This window comes from Alloacidobacterium sp., from assembly GCF_035631355.1.
Classification (GTDB): Bacteria; Acidobacteriota; Terriglobia; order Terriglobales; family Acidobacteriaceae; genus Alloacidobacterium.
The window spans coordinates 48,713-65,727 of record NZ_DASQIX010000035.1 but is presented as its reverse complement, the minus strand read 5'-3'; the positions used below and the strand labels follow the sequence as shown (position 1 = coordinate 65,727).

Sequence of the window (17,015 nt, the reverse complement as noted above, 5' to 3'; positions counted from 1 at the left end):
CCTTCGGTCAATTTTTTTTGCTCTTTTATTTGTTAGCTTTTCACACGGTGTATCGATTCCACCGGTGGTCTTTCGTGAATTAGCCAATTAAGCAACGTCGTTTCGCCAAGCGACAAAGAACATTTCCAGCCGCCTGGGCCAAAACCAATACATACTTGGATCTGGGATGAAAATGATTACGGCAGACGAGCGAATCAGATTTAAACTGGCTTTTCCCGCAGCCTCTTCATCGAAATCGACACCTATGAAGTTAAATGTGATGCACCCGAAGGTCAACACTTTTTTTCATATATTCAGCGGAGATTTTGTCCAATAAATTGTATGTTTTAAGGCTGAAGATTAGGTTGTCGTCTCTGCAAATCAACAAGCTCCATATATTTCAATGACTTGCGATCAGTTCCTCCATTTTTACGGCCCCTTTGGTCCTCTCGGCATCATAGTGCTCATGACTTTGCCCAGCGCGGACTCCCAATTGGGTAAGGCTACCCCGAAGGTTGACTTCAGCTTTTCATTGCAAAGGACAGAGTTGGCAGGTCGAATTGCTGGTGTTGAGTATTCGTTGGAAGAAATAGGGATAACCTGCGGTACTTTCGTCTCTTTCTGCCAATGATGCTCAGCGAAGATTTCATGTGCAAACCTGCACCAGGTCGTCTCACCGCCACATGTCATGTGATAAACGCCGGATTCAAATCCGTTTGCCAGCGCTTTGTCCACAATAGCGCGAGTTGCGTCGGCAATGGCGTGAGACGAGGTTGGCGCCCCAAACTGGTCGTCTACAATCTTTAACTGCTCATGTTCATGGCCCAGCCGCAGCATCGTGAGTAGGAAATTGTGTCCATGCGGCCCATACACCCAGCTGGTACGGAAGATCAGATACTTGCCGCCCACATCCTGAACTGCGCGCTCGCCTGCCAGCTTTGTCCGTCCATACGTGTTTAGCGGGTTTGTTCCGTCTTCTTCGATCCACGAAGACTTCTTTGACCCGTCAAAGACATAATCAGTCGAATAATGCACAAGGAGAGCATCGAGCTTCACCGCCTCTTCTCCCAGCACGCGGGGAGCATCGCAGTTGATTGTCATTGCCAACTCAGGCTCAGACTCGGCACGGTCAACCGCCGTATATGCGGCGGCATTCAGGATGATTGATGGCTTCACTGTGGAAATGATCGAGCGCAGATCTTCGGGACGAGAAAAATCGGCCGATTTGCGGACTAACGCACTCACCTCCCCGGCATTGGTAAAGCTGCGCTGCAATTCCACCCCAACCTGGCCACTCGCGCCAAAAATCAGAATGACTGGCCTCGGGCTCATGCGAATAACTCAGCCTCTTCGAATAATCGCCCCTGTTGGTCTTTTTCAGAGACAATGGCCTCCTGCAGTGAAACGGGCCAGGAAATTGCGGTTCTTGGATCATTCCATAGCAAGGTTCTCTCATCTACGGGCGAATAGTACTCCGTAACTTTGTAGGCAAAGCCGGCTGTCTCAGTCAAGGCGACAAAGCCGTGTCCAAAACCCTCTGGAATCCAGAACATACGCCCGTTCTCCTCGGAAAGCTCCACACCGAAATGCTTGCCGAAGGTCGATGAAGTACGGCGTAGATCAATGGCGACATCCCACACTGCGCCATGCGTTACGCGCACCAGCTTTCCTTGCGTGTTTTTGATCTGGTAGTGGATACCGCGCACAACGTTCTTCTTTGAGATAGAAAAATTGTCCTGCACCCAGCGCGTTGGCAGTCCGGCCTGCTGCATCAGACGTTCGTTGTAGGTCTCGCAGAAGGCGCCGCGCGCATCCCTGAAGATTCGCGGCTCAAGAACAAGAACCCCAGTCAATGACGTTTCGACGATGTTCATGCTTTAGGCGCCGCCCGAAGGGAAATTGGGTTCGTTGAGGAGTGACATAAGATATTGTCCGTATCCGCTCTTACGCACTGGCTGCGCCAACGCCTCAAGCTGCTCTGACGTAATGTATCCGGAGCGAAAAGCGATTTCCTCTGGGCAGGCGATCTTCAGGCCCTGGCGCCGCTCAATGGTCTGAATAAAAAGCCCAGCCTCGAAGAGGGAGTCGTGCGTTCCCGTATCAAGCCATGCCATTCCGCGGCTCATCAACTCTACATCGAGCGTGCCTCTGCTGAGATAGCAGCGGTTCAGATCCGTAATTTCCAACTCCCCACGCGGCGAGGGCTTAAGCGCAGCAGCAAGGTGTACTACATCGTTATCATAGAAATAAAGGCCAGTCACGGCGTAACGCGACTTCGGAGTCTGCGGCTTTTCCTCAAGGCTGATGGCGCGGCCCCGCTTATTAAATTCGACGACGCCATATCGTTCCGGATCGTGCACGGGATAGGCAAAAACCGTCGCACCCTTCGTTTTGTTCGCGGCTTTCACCAATTGCGCAGAAAGCGATTGACCGTAAAAAATGTTGTCTCCCAGAACCAGCGCGCAGGGGTCAGCGCCGATGAAATCTTTGCCGATGATGAATGCCTGCGCCAGCCCGTCAGGGCTGGGCTGCACGGCATAGGAAAGCTGAAGTCCCCATTGCGATCCGCTGCCCAACAGGTCTGCGAAGCGCGATGTATCCTGCGGCGTTGAGATGATCAGAATCTCCCGGATGCCCGCGAGCATAAGCGTAGTCAGCGGGTAATAGATCATCGGTTTGTCATACACCGGCAGAAGTTGCTTGGAGATGACATGCGTGACCGGATAGAGGCGCGTTCCCGATCCTCCTGCGAGCACAATTCCCTTCATCGTGCGACACGCTCCGAGTAATTGGTTTCAATCCATTGCAGGTAAGCGCCGGAGCGCACATTTTCGACCCAGTCCTGGTTTGCGAGGTACCATTCCACAGTTTTGCGAATACCGGATTCGAACCGCTCCGCAGGTTCCCATCCAAGTTCCCGCTTGATCTTGCTTGCGTTGATCGCATAGCGCCGGTCGTGGCCGGGACGGTCGGTCACATAGGAAATCAATTTTCTGCGCGGACCGATGGCCGCGCTCGGCGCAAGCTCATCCAGAAGGTCGCAAATGGTGGTCACGACATCAATGTTCCTGCGCTCGCTGGAGCCGCCGATGTTGTAGGTTTCACCCAGCCTGCCGCGCTCAAGCACTGCTCGGATTGCCGAACAGTGCTCCTCCACAAACAACCAGTCGCGAACGTTTTTCCCGTCACCATAAACAGGCAATTGCTTGCCATTTAGGCTGTTGAGAATCATGAGCGGGATCAGCTTTTCCGGAAATTGGTATGGACCATAGTTGTTCGAGCAATTCGTCGTGAGGACTGGCAGACCGTAGGTATGGAAATACGCACGGATCAGGTGGTCAGAGGCGGCCTTCGACGCGGCATACGGGCTATTCGGGGCATACGGCGTTGTTTCGGAAAATGCGGGATCATCCGGCGCAAGCGAGCCGTAGACTTCGTCCGTGGAAACGTGCAGGAAGCGAAATGCTTTCTTTTCGTCCGCGTTCAGCCCTGCATAATATGCGCGCGCGGCTTGCAGCAGGGCAAACGTACCGAACACGTTCGTCTTGATAAAAGCGTCCGGTTCGACGATGGATCGGTCCACGTGACTTTCTGCGGCAAAGTGGATGATGGCCCTTGGCTTATGCTCACGTAGAAGCCTGCCGACCAGAACATCATCTGCTATGCTGCCGTGCACGAAAATGTGGCGAGGATCGTCATCGAGAGAGATCAGGTTGTTGCGATTCCCAGCATAGGTCAGGCTGTCCAGATTGATGACTGTGGAAGCGGCTTCCTTAAGCCACGTAAGTACGAAATTAGAACCGATAAAGCCGGCGCCGCCTGTTACCAGGATCGAATCGTTTTTGTTCATCATTTCAGGCTGTTTTCTTGGTCCAAAGTGCTCTGCGAAGGATAGCCAGGCGCTGACTTTGCTCCGGGTCTTGCCGCAATCGCGCCATCCCCTCCTGGAGAAAAGCAGCAAAGACACCGATGAGCAATCCAAAGATAGTCGCGATCAAAGTAATCAGGCCGCGCTTGGGAGAGGACTTGTAATCCGGGACGATCGCCGGGTCCACCACTTGAATCAATGCCCCCTCTTTTGCTTCATCCAGCTTGGCAAGTTCGTATTGACGCGCGAGGATCTCAAAGATCGTTTCGTAATACTTTACGTCGCGCAGCTTGCGGACATATTCAATCCCCGCCTGCGGGACCTGCCCCTTGGGGACGATTAACCCAGCACCATTGTCATCGACATTGCCACCAAGCTTGGCTAATTGCGCGCGCATGGAGTCCAGCTCCTCTTGCGCCTGCACTACATCGGAGTTTTGTCCAGTCGCATAGGTGCGCATAGCCTGGAGCTGCACTTCCTTGGCTGTAATCTGTGCGCGGAGCGCGGCAGCAGACTCAATCAGGGCGCGCGCCTGGCTGCTGAGCTCGATCATTCCTGTCTTTTGCTCGGTTGTTTTCAGCGCTTCTTCCGCGTTCCCCAGATTGTTTTTGGCTTGCTCCAGTTGTTGCTCGAAAAAGAGCCTGCGCTGCCCTGCCTCGCCAATGGCAAGGTGTTGTGAGAGTTGACGGTACTCGTCCACATAAGCATTGGCCATTTCCGCCGCGCGTTTAGGGTCTTTGTCCTCTACGGAAATGCGGATCAGGTTGTCCTTCGTGCCGGCCTCCACTGTCGCATGGCTTTCAAAGGCTTTTCGCGCTGTCGACATGTATTTCTGACGGTATTCCGTCATCAAGCCGAACCGCTGGATCATCGCGTCTTCCACTGTGCGGCTCTTGAACATCGCCACATACATGTCGTTCGGATTCTTTATCCCCATTGTGGACCCAGCCAGAGCGCCCAACGAACCAAGACTCCCGATTTGTGACATGATTGCCGAGCTGAGCGACGAATTCTGTTGTGGCGGCAAAACCGTCGTGGTTGCAGTGTAATTTTTGGGCAGCAATAGTGAAATCAGCAGCGCAATTAACCCACAACCCACAGTGATCTTTATGATCAGCCATTTCCGCCGGGCCATGACAATGCAGAGATCAAGCAGCGATATTTCGTCATTCTGCTCTACCTGATCTCTCTCAGATGGGAGGAGCGGCTCTGATTCCACCTGCCGAACATCAGTCGTCGTTATATTCATTCCCTGGGCTTCTACCCTCGGCCTTGCCGCTGGAATCGCGACATCGGCCATGGCTTGATTCTACCCGCAAGGACAGTTTCTTCCCAAGCACGTTCCACGCAATACGACTAACCACACTCAACAACTTAGACGAAAGCGATGCGCGGAGAAATCAGCACCTTAAGACATCTTCCCCGGGTGGCCGGTGACATCGCCGTTTCCATCGGCGTCCGAGGTATGGCCGCGCGTGGCCCAGAGAATGGCGACTACGAACACAACGGCAAACAGAATAAGCGCACCTACAGTACTCGGCATAGTTCGCCTCCTGACCCATTATGAGCGCAAAGGGCGCCAGCGGGGTTGCGTGAATTTTCATCAGACTTCATTCAGGCTGTTACTCTGCTTTCCGCCTTAATCCTATGCGTGCTATCCTCAAGACACGCAGAGATAGCATGCGCACCGACAGGCAGATCACCGTTGTGAGCCCAGCCTTCAGATTTCACTTCTGGAGCCAGACCTTTGCGCGTGCCATTGCTCCCCGCAAGCACCTCCGCGTTCTGCCTACCCGGACGCGACCTAGTCTCTTCGGCAGCGATTAGTCGCCGCTGCCCGTGACGCTCGACCCGCGCTCCCGGCAAAAATCCATCTAAAGCCAGCCGCGTCAGTGTCATGCCGGAAGAAAGACTTCTCCAGCACAGCCCGTTTTGCCGCCCATTTCGCGGCGTTCAGAAATCGAAACCCAGGCTGAAGGCCCTACAAGGATAAAAGATATGCAGTCGAAAGAGATTCTGAGCAAATTTGGCCCGAAACTCAAGAGCGCGCTTCCCGGTCCGAATGCGAAGCGCATTGTTGCGGACGACGACCGCCTCATCTCGCCCAGTTATACGCGCTCCTATCCGATGGTGGCGAAGCGCGGGCGCGGAGTGCGCGTGGAAGACGTTGACGGCAACGAGTTCCTCGATTTTGCCGCCGGCATTGCGGTCACTTCGACCGGCCATTGCCATCCGGAAGTCGTTGCCGCCATACAAAAGCAGGCCGCTGAACTGATTCACATTTCCGGCACAGATTTCTATTACGAGTCGCTGGTTACGCTGTCTGAGCGCCTCTCGGCCATTGCTCCCATGCCAGGGCCGCATCGCTTTTACTATGGCAACTCGGGCGCGGAAGCCATTGAATGCGCGCTGAAAATCGCCCGCTACCATACGCAGCGCCAGAACGTGATCGCCTTTTTCGGCGCATTCCACGGACGCACCATGGGCGCGCTTTCACTTACAGCGTCGAAGCCGCAGCAGCGCCGTCGTTTCTCACCGCTGGTTCCCGGCGTGACCCATGTGCGCTATCCCTATGCATATCGCGGTTGCAGCGGCGGTCCGCAGGAAGAAGAACAATTCGCGCTCGGCTGCGCCCGCTACATCGAAGAAAAGCTTTTCAAGACAACGCTCGCGCCGGAAGAAGTGGCCGCGATCTTCGTTGAACCGATCCAGGGCGAAGGCGGATACGTCGTTGCGCCGAGCATCTTCCTGCAGGAGCTGCGCCGCATTTGCGATAAGCACGGCATTCTGCTGGTTGCCGACGAGGTTCAGTCAGGCGCTGGACGCACTGGCAAGTGGTGGGCCATCGAGCACTCCGGCGTGCAGCCCGATATCGTCTGCATGGCAAAGGGCATCGCTTCCGGAATGCCCCTGGGCGTCTGCATGACGCGCGCCGAGATCATGGACTGGAAACCCGGCTCGCACGCTTCGACCTTCGGCGGAAACCCTGTTTCCATCGCAGCAGCTCTCGCTACAATGAACATTCTCGAGCGCGAAGGAATCGTCAACGCTGCGAACAGCGGCAAGCAGATTTTCGGTCGCCTGCGCGACTGGCCGGCAAAACATGCCGTCGTAGGTGACGTACGCGGACGCGGTCTGATGATCGGCATCGAGATCGTCAAAGACCAGAACACGCGCGAAGTTGCCGGGCAATGGCGCGACCGCATTGTTGAATTGGCCTTTGAGCGTGGACTGCTGATTCTCGGCTGCGGCGAGACATCCATTCGGCTTGCGCCGCCCCTCATCGTAAACGAGCACGAAACCGCCATTGCGCTCGACATTCTGGAAGAGTGCATTTCACAACTTGAAAGTGAACAGAATGTATCGAGGGCGCTCGCTGGTTCTGCCGTGTAAGATGTGAAGCCAGAGACCGCAGGGTCTCTGGCTGTTTTCTCGGTTCAGGCCCGTTTGCATCATCCTTCTCGCTGGAGAAGTCGCCATGATTACACGTCTATGGCAGGGCTACACCACTCCTGAAAACGCTGACGCATATGAGGCCTTCATCCGCGCCGAAATCTTCCCAAAACTTCATGAAGTCCGTGGATTCCTCGGCGGCAAGCTGCTGCGCCGCGAACTTTTCCAGGAAGTAGAATTCGTCGCGCTTACCCATTTTGCTTCACTCGAATCGGTGCGCGCCGCGGCGGGCGAGGAATACGGCTACATCATCATTCCCGAAGCGGGGAGGAAATTACTTTCACGCTTTGACCAGCGCGTTGCAGTCTATGAGGTTGTCGTTGAGGCAGCCCCGAACTGACGCCATTTTATTTTCGCAGCGCCTGTCTTCGAAAAAGTACGCCCGCCGCCAGGAACAAAAGTGATATCGCAATCGCCAGAAGCGCATGCCCGAGCGACCCGGCGTGCAGATGCAGAGCGGCGTCAATCCACCATACCACCGCTCCCACGAACCAGATGATGTAAGAATGCTCCCGCACCTGATTTCTATTTTGATGCAGCAGGCCGAAAGGATGTCGTGCCTGGCTCTAAATCCGCACCAGCTCCTGTTGAATTCGCCCCGTTACTTCCGCCTTGTCGCGCGAGGTCATCATGTTGATTTCGCTGCGGACCCCAAATTCCGGCAAGTAAATGCCCGGCTCCACAGAGAAGCAGGTGAATGGCAGAATCCGGCGCTCGTCATGCGTCTCCAGGTTATCGAGATGCGCCCCATTGCCATGCAATTCGGTTCCGATATTGTGACCAGTCCGGTGCGTGAAATACGCCGCGAATCCCGCCTCGCAAATAACGTTGCGGGCCGCATCATCGGCCTGCCACCCTGCAATCGCTTCTTTCTGAGCAAACGCGCCCTGCACAGCCCGGATGGCCGCATCCCGCGCATTTTTTACCGTTGCAAATATCTGCTGCTCGCGCTCGGAAGGTTCTCGTCCCACCACGCCCGTCCAGGTAATGTCGTACCAGCATGTTCCTTGTCTGTTCATGCGCGACCAGATGTCAATCAGCAGAAAGTCGCCGCTCTTGATCTGGCGCGAACGCGACGCGGTCGGCTCGTAGTGAGAATCCGAAGAATTTTCATTCACAGAAACGTTGGGGCCGTTCTCCGTCACCATCCCCGCACGTTCGATGGCCTGCTGAAACCACGTCATCATTTCGTATTCAGTTACGCCACTCTTCAGTCTGCGTTCAATGGCGCGAAATCCTTCCGCCAGAATCTCATCGAGCGCCTTCTGCGCCTCATAGTGGCTGGCAATCTGTTCTTGAGAAAGCACCGCCTCAAACTGGCTCACAAGATCGGCAGAGCTTACGATGATCTTGCCCATCTCGCGCAGCAGTTCCACCGTTCCCGCGTCGACCATCGAGACGTACATAATCGCATTCCCCGGCGAATACTGCATGGCGATGCGGTGATAGGGCGCAAGCATTGTCTCCAGCCCACCCTGCAATTCTTGCCAGGAGGAGTACTGCGTCTTCGCACCAGAGAGCGAATCCAACCGGCCCTGCTCGATGCGATGCACCAGCTTGTGCGGTTCGCCCTGCGCCGGAACAACGTAATACCAGCGGCGCGTGACATGCGCGTGCGGGTCGAGGCCGAGGATGCGCTCTGCTATAGGATCGCGGTGATGGTGGTCGTAAAAGAGCCATGCGTCCAGCTTGAGATCGCGTAGCGCGGATTGAATTTCTGAGAGGTCCATGGTCGAAGCAAAAGTCTATCGGAATTGGGGCGCGAAAGTCAGGCAATCACACGCAAATAGTCAGGACGGTCCGCAATCGTGCGATGTCGGAACGAGCGCACAATTGCCCTGTCCCTCAGAAAGAACACACCCGGCATCTGGGAGGCATCCTCGCGCAGTAAGCCGATGCCATGCCGGACCAGCGCGCCCTGCAGCAACGCTTTCCAAACAGAGGGTTGAAAAGCAGTCCGCAGCAAGGAAACACGCGCCAGCGAAAAAACAGGATTTCGATAGAAGGAGCCGTCGGGATTGCTGATACGTTCCCCGCTGGAAAGACCATAGTAGTCGAAGTAGGGCTTTGCCCTTTCTGGCGTTCCCAGATGGACAAACACCGACTGCACGCCATGTTCCGTCAGCGCGCCGTGAACTTTCGAAACATCATCGATGGCTTGCCGGCAGAACGAGCATCCAAAGTGCCGCAGGAAAATGAGCAACACTGGACTGGCGTCCAGCAGTTCCAGCAGCGTCCTATCCGATTCTGTCCGCACACCAGCGAACGCCACCGCAATCTTTTCTTTCCGCTCTTTAACGTCTGCTTCCAGATACATGAAAATTGCCTGTGCTGTATTTTATGCCTGCGCTGGTGCTAGTTTGGTCGAAGCATTTCCGGAGGATGCAGCATGGAGATATCGCGACGCAATTTGTGCCAAACCTTACCCCTGATCATCGGCTCACTTACGGCGGATAGTCTCGCGCAATCCACGACCAATCAGCCTATTCCATCTTTCGCCCTGCCTTTCGACCAGATGAAGCCGCACACGAATGGCGGCAGCACGGGGCGTCCCATTCTTAACGGGATCACGAATTCCGGGGCACACCTTGAAGTCCACGAAACCGTGCTCGCCCCCGGCGCTGCGCCTCATCCACCCCATCACCATGTGCATGAAGAACTCTTTCTGCTCTCGAAGGGAACAATTGAAGTCACGATCGGCGGCAAGAGTACAACCATCGGCCCTGGCTCTGCTGCTTTCATTCACTCGGGCGAGGAGCACGGCGTCCGCAACACGGGCAGCGAGGCGGCGCAGTATTTCGTCGTGGCCATTGGAACTGAGGCATAAAAGCGTTCGTTCATTACGCTACAATCAGGACTTCGCATCGCAAGGAGTTCTCGTTGCAGCACTCAAATTCCCTTCTGTCTGAAATAGGCCTGAACCCGATGACGAAAATCAAGACGGCACTCAAACGCCACGTGCTTTTGCTGACTCTCTCGCCCTTTATCCTTACCGCAATTGTAAAAGCGCAGGATCCCGGCAAGGCACTTGCTACAAACCGGGGAAATACTTATGTCCTGCACAACAATACGATTGAAGCTGCCTGGACAATGGCGGATAACCGATTAGCCACCGTCACAGTCACAGACAAAGAGCACAAGACGCTGCTGTTGCTTTCTGATCCGTTCGCGCTCCTGCTCAAAGACGGCACCATTTATAAGACCAGTAACCTGCAAATCGACGGCAAGCCGCAAATGCAGGCCCTCACGCCGGATTCAGGAGCATCGCGCTATTCCGATGGCCTCGCCGGCGAGCAATCCACTCTGCCGCTTGTAAGCAGCGACGGCAATCTTCACCTGACGTGGTCGGTTGTTTTGCGCGACGGTTCGCACTACATTCGGCAGTTCGTTACCGCGACTGCGGGCGCGCACGACGTGCCTATCAGCCACGTGCAGCTTATTGACTTGAATCTACCCGACGCGCGGGTGGTCGGCTCGGTCAAAGGCTCCCCCATTGTTCAGGGCAATTTCTTCCTCGGCTTCGAGCATCCGCTCTCTGACAGCAAAGTCTCGAACGACCGCGCAACCGCATGGATCGACCGTGATCTACCGCTTAAAGCAGGGCAGTCTGTTACATATTCATCTGTCATTGGCGTCGTGCAGACTGGGCAGCTTCGCCGCGATTTCCTGAGATACATCGAGCGCGAGCGTGCTCATCCCTATCGCACCTTTCTGCACTACAACTCCTGGTACGATCTCGGCTACTTCAATCCCTATGACCAAGACGGCGCGCTCGACCGCATCAATACTTTCGGGCGCGAACTGCATGAGAAGCGCGGCGTCACACTGGATTCATTTCTCTTCGATGACGGCTGGGACGATCATGCCTCCTTGTGGAGCTTCAACAAAGGCTTCCCGAACGGCTTCACGCCGGTGCGCGAAGCGGCTCAGAAATACGGGGCAGAGCCCGGCATCTGGATGTCGCCGTGGGGCGGTTATGACGGCCCAAAGAAGGAGCGCATTCAGTATGGCAGACAGCAGGGCTTTGAGATTGTTGACAACGGTTTCGCTCTCTCTGGCCCCAAATACTACGCGCGTTTCCGGGATGTCTGCATGGAAATGGTCAGCAAGTACGGCGTTAATCAGTTCAAGTTCGATGGCACAGGAAATGCCAACAGCGTCTTCTCCGGAAGCGCGTTCGACAGCGATTTCTCCGCGGCCATTCATCTCATTGGCGAACTGCGTGCGGTCAAGCCGGACATCTACATCAATCTGACCACCGGTACGTATCCATCGCCGTTCTGGCTTCTCTACGCCGATTCGATCTGGCGTGGCGGCGATGACGACAATGTGGCCGGAATTGGCCCCTATCGCGAGCGCTGGATCACTTATCGCGATGCCATTACCTATCAGAAAGTAGTACAGGCAGGTCCGCTCTATCCTCTCAACTCGCTCATGCTGCATGGATTGATTTACGCTCAGCACCATAAGCAATTGAGCAAGGACCCGGACAACGACTTTCGTAATGAAATTCACGACTACTTCGGCACCGGCACCCAATTGCAGGAGATGTACATCACGCCATCTTTGCTCACGCAGGCAAACTGGGACGACCTGGCCGAGGCGGCGAAGTGGTCGCGCGCCAACGCCGATGTGCTCAAAGATACACACTGGATTGGCGGCGACCCGGCATGGCTTGAAGTTTACGGATGGGCCTCATGGACGCCGAAGAAAGGCATTCTCGTGCTGCGTAATCCCAGCGACAAGCCGCAGAGCATTCACATCGACATTCAGGACGCGTTCGAGCTTCCAACTGACGCACAGCAGAGCTACACGGCGAAAAGCCCGTGGAAGGATGATGCAGGGAAGCCGGCCATCGAGCTGCAAGCGCATCTTCCGCATGAATTCCAGCTTGCTCCGTTCGAAGTGTTAACGCTCGACGTGACCCCGAAGTAACATATTATTTTACGACACACGAGGAAGCTCCATGCAGCTTCTGCTCCAGCAATCGCGGCATCAGGAATTGAAAGAACTGGTCTGAATCAGAGTTGAGACAAACATTCACATTCGCTGTGCCTGGACCTTCACGGGTAAAACCCTCGTCATCCACGTCGATATGCAATGGTGTTGCGGGGCACAGTTCCGGCTTGATCGCGTACGCAGCAGCCATCACATCGAACATTGTCGGTGTCGCCTGATGCGTCGCTCTCTGCCACTCCGCCGTAAGCACCTGCAAAGAATCGGTAAGTGGAGTGCTCACTGTGGTCAGCATCCCACGTTTCACTTCATCGAATTTCAGTTGTGTCGAATCGAGCGGCATCATGTAGATTGGTACACCTGACTGTATGAGCTTCTGCGCCGCTTCCGGAGCCATGGCGATGTTGTACTCCGCATCCGCGGGACGCGGTGCAGTGCCGACAACTCCGAATTCGTCATAGCCACGGCGGATCGATCCGCCCATCATCACAACGCGCTTCAGCTTTTTGAAGGTCACCGGGTCGCGGTCAATCGCCGCGCCGATGTTCGTAAGCGGCGCAATCGCGATCAGCGTAATCTCACCGGGATTTTTCCGAATCTGACCAAGGAGAAAATCTACCGCGTCCGCATGTGTATGCGTTTCACCCGCCTTTGCCCATGCCTCCTGCGAAAACGTAGTCTTACTCGCCGTTTTCACTCCAGTTGTAACAGGAATATCACTCCGTCCGGCCTCACACAGCAGGCGGTCCAACATGCGGCTACGCAACTCCGTGTCGCCCCACGCCGACGTAACACCGAGAATCTTCAGCTCCGGACTTGATAACACCAGACTGACGGCAAAAGCGTCGTCGATATCGTCGCCGATGTCTGTGTCAATGATGACTTTCTGCTGCTGCGCGAACGCGCCGATGCAAACCACAAAACACGCCGCGAATACCTTCAACCACCTACTGATTGACATACTTCTCCAGCCACTTCAGCTCTTCGCGCACCTTGATGTAGCCATGCCAGGGGTTTTTGTCGAGGCCATGCCCCTCGCCCGGGAACGCAAGAAAACTATGCGGGACGTGAATCTGCTGAAACGCCCGTTCCATCAGCACATCCTCAAGAAAGCTGACGCGCACATCGGCATTGCCGCCGACAAGGTGCGTTGGCGTCTTCACCTTGTTGAATTGGAACAACGCGGCTTCAGACTGATACAGCTTCGGGTTCTCCCAGGGAGTGCCGCCGAGATACCAGGCGTCGTCGAACGTCTCATCGTCATTGCCCCAGTTGGCTGCATGCTCTACGGCACCCGCGCCGGTCACCGCCGCCTTGAAGCGCGTCGTCTGCGTGATCAGCCAGTTCGTCATGTAGCCGCCATAGCTGTATCCGCCAATCGTCAGGCGATCAGGGTCGGCGATGCCGTCCTTCACCAGCGCATCCACGCCCGTAAGGATGTCTCTGCCGGGGACGGAAACCAGATGCGGCTCGATCTGCAGCATGAACTCGTCACCATAGCCGCTCGATCCGCGATAGTTCGGACGAAAGACCAGCCATCCGTTCGCCGCTGCCAGCGTTGCCCAGTCATACCAGTCCGCGCCAAAGCGGTTGCCATCCGCATCCGCAGGGCCGCCGTGAATCAGCGTTAACATGCGCAGGTGTTTTGCGCCTTTCTTGCCCGGAGGATAGATCAGCACGCCTTCAATCTCTGTGCCGTCGTCGGACTTCCACTTGTATGTCGTCCACTCAGGCGGCGCCCGCTCATGGAAGATTGGATTGAAGCTCGTTACAGCCTTCGCATTTCCTAAAGAACTATCGGCATCGGCAACAAATGCCTGTGTGGGATCGTTGATGGTCGAGTGGAGCACAATCAGTCTGTGCCCTTGCCTCGCCGCGTCCAGGCCGGAATATGTTCCGGAAACTCCGCTCAGTTCTTCCACCCTGCTGCCGTCAATTTTGTAGAGCTGCTGCTGTGTGCCCGTCAGCCCTTCAGCAATGACGCTTCCATCGCTATTGATTGTGAATTCTTCCAGTGATCCTTTGAAGTCCGCGCCCAGTCTGTCTACCTTCCCGCTTGTCGGATCGATCACATACAAGCGCCCCTGCACATCCTGATACTTACCCTCAAGCGAGCCGGCACCTGCGCGGACATTGAAATAGAGCCGCTTACCATCAGGTCCCCAATGAAGGCCGCTTTCGACAGCCTGATTGTGCGTCAATTGCTTCGCCTCGCCGCTGTCCGGACTCGCAAGAAAAATTTCGCTCGCTTCCGTGCCCTCCATCCGATGCGAGACCGATTCCGTCTCGAATGCGATCTGTTGCGATGCTACCGCTATTTCGGAAATTTCCCGGTCATTCTTCGTCAGGACTTTGGCGGCCTTCGGCAGCGCAGAGTCATCATCATCCTCTTTCTCCTTCTTCGCTGCGACCTTCGGTCCTGGAATCTTCTGCGCTCCGGCAATCGCATCCTGCAGCGAAATCGCCAGCAGCACGTCCCCCCGCTCCTGCTCACGCCACCGGATCACATCCTTCCACTCCTCCTTGCGTGCATCTTTTTGCGCTTTCGTCAGCGGCTCCTCGACTGCAAAGAATATTTTCGTTCCATCCGCTGACCAGGCAAACGTATGCGCGTCGAGCTTCTCCTCATACAGGGGAAATGCCTCGCCGCCGGTGGTGGAAATCAACCACACACGCTCCGTGCTGTCCTTGTCATCGTCTTTGGCATCAGTGTCTTCATCGCCCAATTCGCGCGACGAGATAAAGGCAACGTATTTCCCATCCGGAGACCACGCGGGCTGTGAGTCGTACCCGGACTGCGTCAGCTGTACAGTCGCGCCGGTCTTTTGCTGCCACAGCCACAGGTCGTCGCGGAAACGGTCGTGCTCCCAGTCCGGCGATGATGTCCAGATAACTGCTGCCTGCCCGTCGGGGGACAGCTTCGCCGAGCGGATGTCGGTCGTGTTCATAAATTCATCAAGCGTAATGGGTGGTTTCGGTTTCTGCGCGATGCAAATCGACGCGCAGAAAAAGAGCAGGACGCAGACAGTCTTCTTCACTCTCGTCTACCTTTTTCAGCTAAGAAAGTTTATGGTTGACGATACCACCCGCATCCTCGCGTTTCCAGGCAATTCCAAACATGCGCCCAATCTGTTACTTTTTGACTTTCACTGGAAAGGGGAAATCCAATGCGTTGCTCCGCCGCGCGCAGCCTGCTTGCGCTGTGCGCCTTTACATCAGCCGTCATACCCTGCAAAGCGCAGGTGGATGAGCAAACTCACCAGCTCTCCCACGACATCTTTCAGCAGCTCATCGAAATCAACACCACAGACTCTGTAGGCAGCGTCACAGCCGCTTCTGAAGCCATGATGCAGCGCTTTTTCGACGCCGGATTTTCAAAAGAGGACATCTATCTTGGCGGCCCCAATGACCGCAAGAAAAACCTCGTCGTCCGCATCCATGGAACAGGGCAGAACAAACCCATCCTCTTCATCGGCCACCTCGATGTGGTGGAAGCGCGCCGCGAAGACTGGACCACTGATCCGTTCAAGTTTGTTGAGAAAGGCGGCTACTATTACGGCCGCGGCACGCAAGACATGAAGGAGAGCGACGCCATCCTTGTCACTACTTTCATTCGCCTCTATAAAGAAGGCTACAAGCCCGACCGCGACCTCATCCTCGCTCTCACCGCTGATGAAGAGGGCGGCAAATCAAACGGCGTCGATTGGCTCCTCAAGAACCAGCGCAATTTGATTGATGCTGAATATGTCGTGAATCCGGATGGCGGCGGCATTGACCTGGAACATGGTAAGGCCATTGCCATGGATGTCGATGCGACGGAAAAACTCTATGGCGACTACCAGCTCACAGCGCTCAATCCTGGTGGGCACAGCTCGCTGCCCGTGCCCGACAACGCCATCTATCACATTGCCGACGCATTGCAGCGCCTGCAGAACTACACCTTCCCCTTTGAGCTGAACGCCATTACACGCGCGTATTTCGAGAAGATGAATACACTCGAATCCGGTCAGACGGCTCAGGACATGAAGGCGACCCTTGGCGCGACGCCTGATAAAGCCGCCATTCAGCGCCTCTCGGAAAACCCCGAATACAACTCCACCATGCGAACCACCTGCGTGGCCACACGCCTTTCTGGAGGCCACGCCAACAACGCTCTGCCACAGACGGCGCAGGCCATCGTCAACTGCCGCATCCTGCCCGGGCACTCGCTCGAAGAAGTCCGACAGGATCTCATTCGCATCTTCAACGACCCGAAAATTACTGTGCGCTATGAAAATGATGCCGGTGGAGTCTTCGACACTGCGCCTGATCGCAAAGCTCTGCCGCCTGCTGCGCTGAAACCGGAAGTTATGCAGCCGCTCGAAGCTCTCGTGAGCAAGATGTGGCCCGGCGCACCCGTTATTCCAACCATGGCAACTGGAGCCTCAGATGGCGTTTATACCAACGCTGCCGGGATGCCAACCTATGGCATCTCAGGCATTGCCATTGAGACAAACGATGTTCGCGCCCATGGCAAAGACGAGCGGCTGCCCGTCGATTCCTATTACAAGGGTGTCGATTTCTACTACCAGTTTGTAAAGGCGCTGACTGTTCAATAATTTACGTCACAGCCGCTTTATGCGATGGCTTTCTCCTACCCCCTCCTCCCGATTTTTACTAGGATCCTTTATTTTCAATGGTTTACAGCGTGGATTCTGTACGGGGATCCTTTATTTTGTGCCACTTACTGAAACATAAAGGCATGGCCTTGAAACAAGGC

16 protein-coding genes are annotated in these 17,015 nt (G+C 55.4%); 5 read left to right on the top strand and 11 right to left on the bottom strand.

Annotated elements, in window-relative coordinates:
- Positions 1 to 408: 408 nt before the first annotated feature.
- From rfbD to VEV40_RS06355, 6 genes are all read right to left on the bottom strand, one after another.
- Complete coding sequence (gene rfbD / locus VEV40_RS06380) at positions 409 to 1,311, bottom strand: dTDP-4-dehydrorhamnose reductase (protein ID WP_324830961.1); 903 nt, start codon at positions 1,309 to 1,311, stop codon at positions 409 to 411.
- The gene (rfbC, locus tag VEV40_RS06375; RefSeq protein WP_324830960.1) at positions 1,308 to 1,853 is read right to left on the bottom strand and encodes a dTDP-4-dehydrorhamnose 3,5-epimerase; all 546 of its coding nucleotides are present in this window, start codon (positions 1,851 to 1,853) and stop codon (positions 1,308 to 1,310) included. Before rfbC ends, rfbD begins: the two co-directional genes overlap by 4 nt.
- 3 nt (positions 1,854 to 1,856) lie before the next feature.
- The gene (rfbA, locus tag VEV40_RS06370) at positions 1,857 to 2,747 is read right to left on the bottom strand and encodes a glucose-1-phosphate thymidylyltransferase RfbA (protein ID WP_324830959.1); all 891 of its coding nucleotides are present in this window, start codon (positions 2,745 to 2,747) and stop codon (positions 1,857 to 1,859) included.
- Entirely contained in the window at positions 2,744 to 3,832 is a 1,089-nt protein-coding gene (gene rfbB / locus VEV40_RS06365) for a dTDP-glucose 4,6-dehydratase (RefSeq protein WP_414637816.1), read from the bottom strand. Before rfbB ends, rfbA begins: the two co-directional genes overlap by 4 nt.
- A gap of 1 nt (position 3,833) precedes the next feature.
- On the bottom strand, positions 3,834 to 5,096 hold the full coding sequence (locus VEV40_RS06360) for a GumC family protein (protein ID WP_324830958.1): 1,263 nt from the start codon (positions 5,094 to 5,096) through the stop codon (positions 3,834 to 3,836).
- Between the two features lie 159 nt (positions 5,097 to 5,255).
- Positions 5,256 to 5,390 (bottom strand): hypothetical protein, encoded by a 135-nt coding sequence (locus VEV40_RS06355; protein ID WP_324830956.1) that lies wholly within the window; start codon positions 5,388 to 5,390, stop codon positions 5,256 to 5,258.
- Positions 5,391 to 5,845: 455 nt separating this feature from the next.
- Between VEV40_RS06355 and VEV40_RS06350 the strand changes: the two genes are divergently transcribed.
- Complete coding sequence (locus VEV40_RS06350; protein WP_324830954.1) at positions 5,846 to 7,240, top strand: acetyl ornithine aminotransferase family protein; 1,395 nt, start codon at positions 5,846 to 5,848, stop codon at positions 7,238 to 7,240.
- A gap of 85 nt (positions 7,241 to 7,325) precedes the next feature.
- The gene (locus VEV40_RS06345) at positions 7,326 to 7,640 is read left to right on the top strand and encodes an antibiotic biosynthesis monooxygenase (protein WP_324830952.1); all 315 of its coding nucleotides are present in this window, start codon (positions 7,326 to 7,328) and stop codon (positions 7,638 to 7,640) included.
- A 7-nt stretch (positions 7,641 to 7,647) separates the two neighbouring features.
- Here VEV40_RS06345 and VEV40_RS06340 read toward each other — a convergent pair whose 3' ends face one another.
- Genes VEV40_RS06340 through VEV40_RS06330 form a run of 3 tightly spaced genes read right to left on the bottom strand, consistent with a single transcriptional unit; the run spans position 7,648 to position 9,617 of the window.
- Positions 7,648 to 7,818, bottom strand: coding sequence for a hypothetical protein (locus tag VEV40_RS06340; RefSeq protein WP_324830950.1), 171 nt, complete (start codon positions 7,816 to 7,818; stop codon positions 7,648 to 7,650).
- A 48-nt stretch (positions 7,819 to 7,866) separates the two neighbouring features.
- On the bottom strand, positions 7,867 to 9,030 hold the full coding sequence (locus VEV40_RS06335) for a M24 family metallopeptidase (RefSeq protein ID WP_324830948.1): 1,164 nt from the start codon (positions 9,028 to 9,030) through the stop codon (positions 7,867 to 7,869).
- A 38-nt stretch (positions 9,031 to 9,068) separates the two neighbouring features.
- Positions 9,069 to 9,617 (bottom strand): hypothetical protein, encoded by a 549-nt coding sequence (locus tag VEV40_RS06330; protein ID WP_324830946.1) that lies wholly within the window; start codon positions 9,615 to 9,617, stop codon positions 9,069 to 9,071.
- A 72-nt stretch (positions 9,618 to 9,689) separates the two neighbouring features.
- On the opposite strand from VEV40_RS06330, the gene VEV40_RS06325 reads away from it, so the two are divergent.
- Positions 9,690 to 10,127, top strand: coding sequence for a cupin domain-containing protein (locus VEV40_RS06325; protein ID WP_324830945.1), 438 nt, complete (start codon positions 9,690 to 9,692; stop codon positions 10,125 to 10,127).
- 98 nt (positions 10,128 to 10,225) lie between these two features.
- Positions 10,226 to 12,235 carry an enterotoxin gene (locus VEV40_RS06320; RefSeq protein ID WP_324830943.1) on the top strand — a complete coding sequence of 670 codons (2,010 nt, stop codon included), beginning with the start codon at positions 10,226 to 10,228 and terminating at the stop codon, positions 12,233 to 12,235.
- Between the two features lie 4 nt (positions 12,236 to 12,239).
- Here VEV40_RS06320 and VEV40_RS06315 read toward each other — a convergent pair whose 3' ends face one another.
- Positions 12,240 to 13,217, bottom strand: a complete 978-nt coding sequence (locus VEV40_RS06315) for a nucleoside hydrolase (RefSeq protein WP_324830942.1) — start codon at positions 13,215 to 13,217, stop codon at positions 12,240 to 12,242.
- Entirely contained in the window at positions 13,204 to 15,294 is a 2,091-nt protein-coding gene (locus tag VEV40_RS06310; RefSeq protein ID WP_324830941.1) for a prolyl oligopeptidase family serine peptidase, read from the bottom strand. Before VEV40_RS06310 ends, VEV40_RS06315 begins: the two co-directional genes overlap by 14 nt.
- 129 nt (positions 15,295 to 15,423) lie before the next feature.
- Here VEV40_RS06310 and VEV40_RS06305 point away from each other — a divergent pair, with 129 nt between their 5' ends.
- Complete coding sequence (locus VEV40_RS06305) at positions 15,424 to 16,854, top strand: M20/M25/M40 family metallo-hydrolase (protein ID WP_324830940.1); 1,431 nt, start codon at positions 15,424 to 15,426, stop codon at positions 16,852 to 16,854.
- Positions 16,855 to 17,015 lie beyond the last annotated feature (161 nt).

Bases quoted from the DNA above. Each gene is read 5' to 3' on its own strand.
- rfbD (WP_324830961.1), bottom strand. From the start codon at position 1,311: ATGAGCCCGAGGCCAGTCATTCTGATTTTTGGCGCGAGTGGCCAGGTT.
- rfbC (WP_324830960.1), bottom strand. From the start codon at position 1,853: ATGAACATCGTCGAAACGTCATTGACTGGGGTTCTTGTTCTTGAGCCG.
- rfbA (WP_324830959.1), bottom strand. From the start codon at position 2,747: ATGAAGGGAATTGTGCTCGCAGGAGGATCGGGAACGCGCCTCTATCCG.
- rfbB (WP_414637816.1), bottom strand. From the start codon at position 3,832: ATGATGAACAAAAACGATTCGATCCTGGTAACAGGCGGCGCCGGCTTT.
- VEV40_RS06360 (WP_324830958.1), bottom strand. From the start codon at position 5,096: ATGAATATAACGACGACTGATGTTCGGCAGGTGGAATCAGAGCCGCTC.
- VEV40_RS06355 (WP_324830956.1), bottom strand. From the start codon at position 5,390: ATGCCGAGTACTGTAGGTGCGCTTATTCTGTTTGCCGTTGTGTTCGTA.
- VEV40_RS06350 (WP_324830954.1), top strand. From the start codon at position 5,846: ATGCAGTCGAAAGAGATTCTGAGCAAATTTGGCCCGAAACTCAAGAGC.
- VEV40_RS06345 (WP_324830952.1), top strand. From the start codon at position 7,326: ATGATTACACGTCTATGGCAGGGCTACACCACTCCTGAAAACGCTGAC.
- VEV40_RS06335 (WP_324830948.1), bottom strand. From the start codon at position 9,030: ATGGACCTCTCAGAAATTCAATCCGCGCTACGCGATCTCAAGCTGGAC.
- VEV40_RS06330 (WP_324830946.1), bottom strand. From the start codon at position 9,617: ATGTATCTGGAAGCAGACGTTAAAGAGCGGAAAGAAAAGATTGCGGTG.
- VEV40_RS06325 (WP_324830945.1), top strand. From the start codon at position 9,690: ATGGAGATATCGCGACGCAATTTGTGCCAAACCTTACCCCTGATCATC.
- VEV40_RS06320 (WP_324830943.1), top strand. From the start codon at position 10,226: ATGACGAAAATCAAGACGGCACTCAAACGCCACGTGCTTTTGCTGACT.
- VEV40_RS06315 (WP_324830942.1), bottom strand. From the start codon at position 13,217: ATGTCAATCAGTAGGTGGTTGAAGGTATTCGCGGCGTGTTTTGTGGTT.
- VEV40_RS06305 (WP_324830940.1), top strand. From the start codon at position 15,424: ATGCGTTGCTCCGCCGCGCGCAGCCTGCTTGCGCTGTGCGCCTTTACA.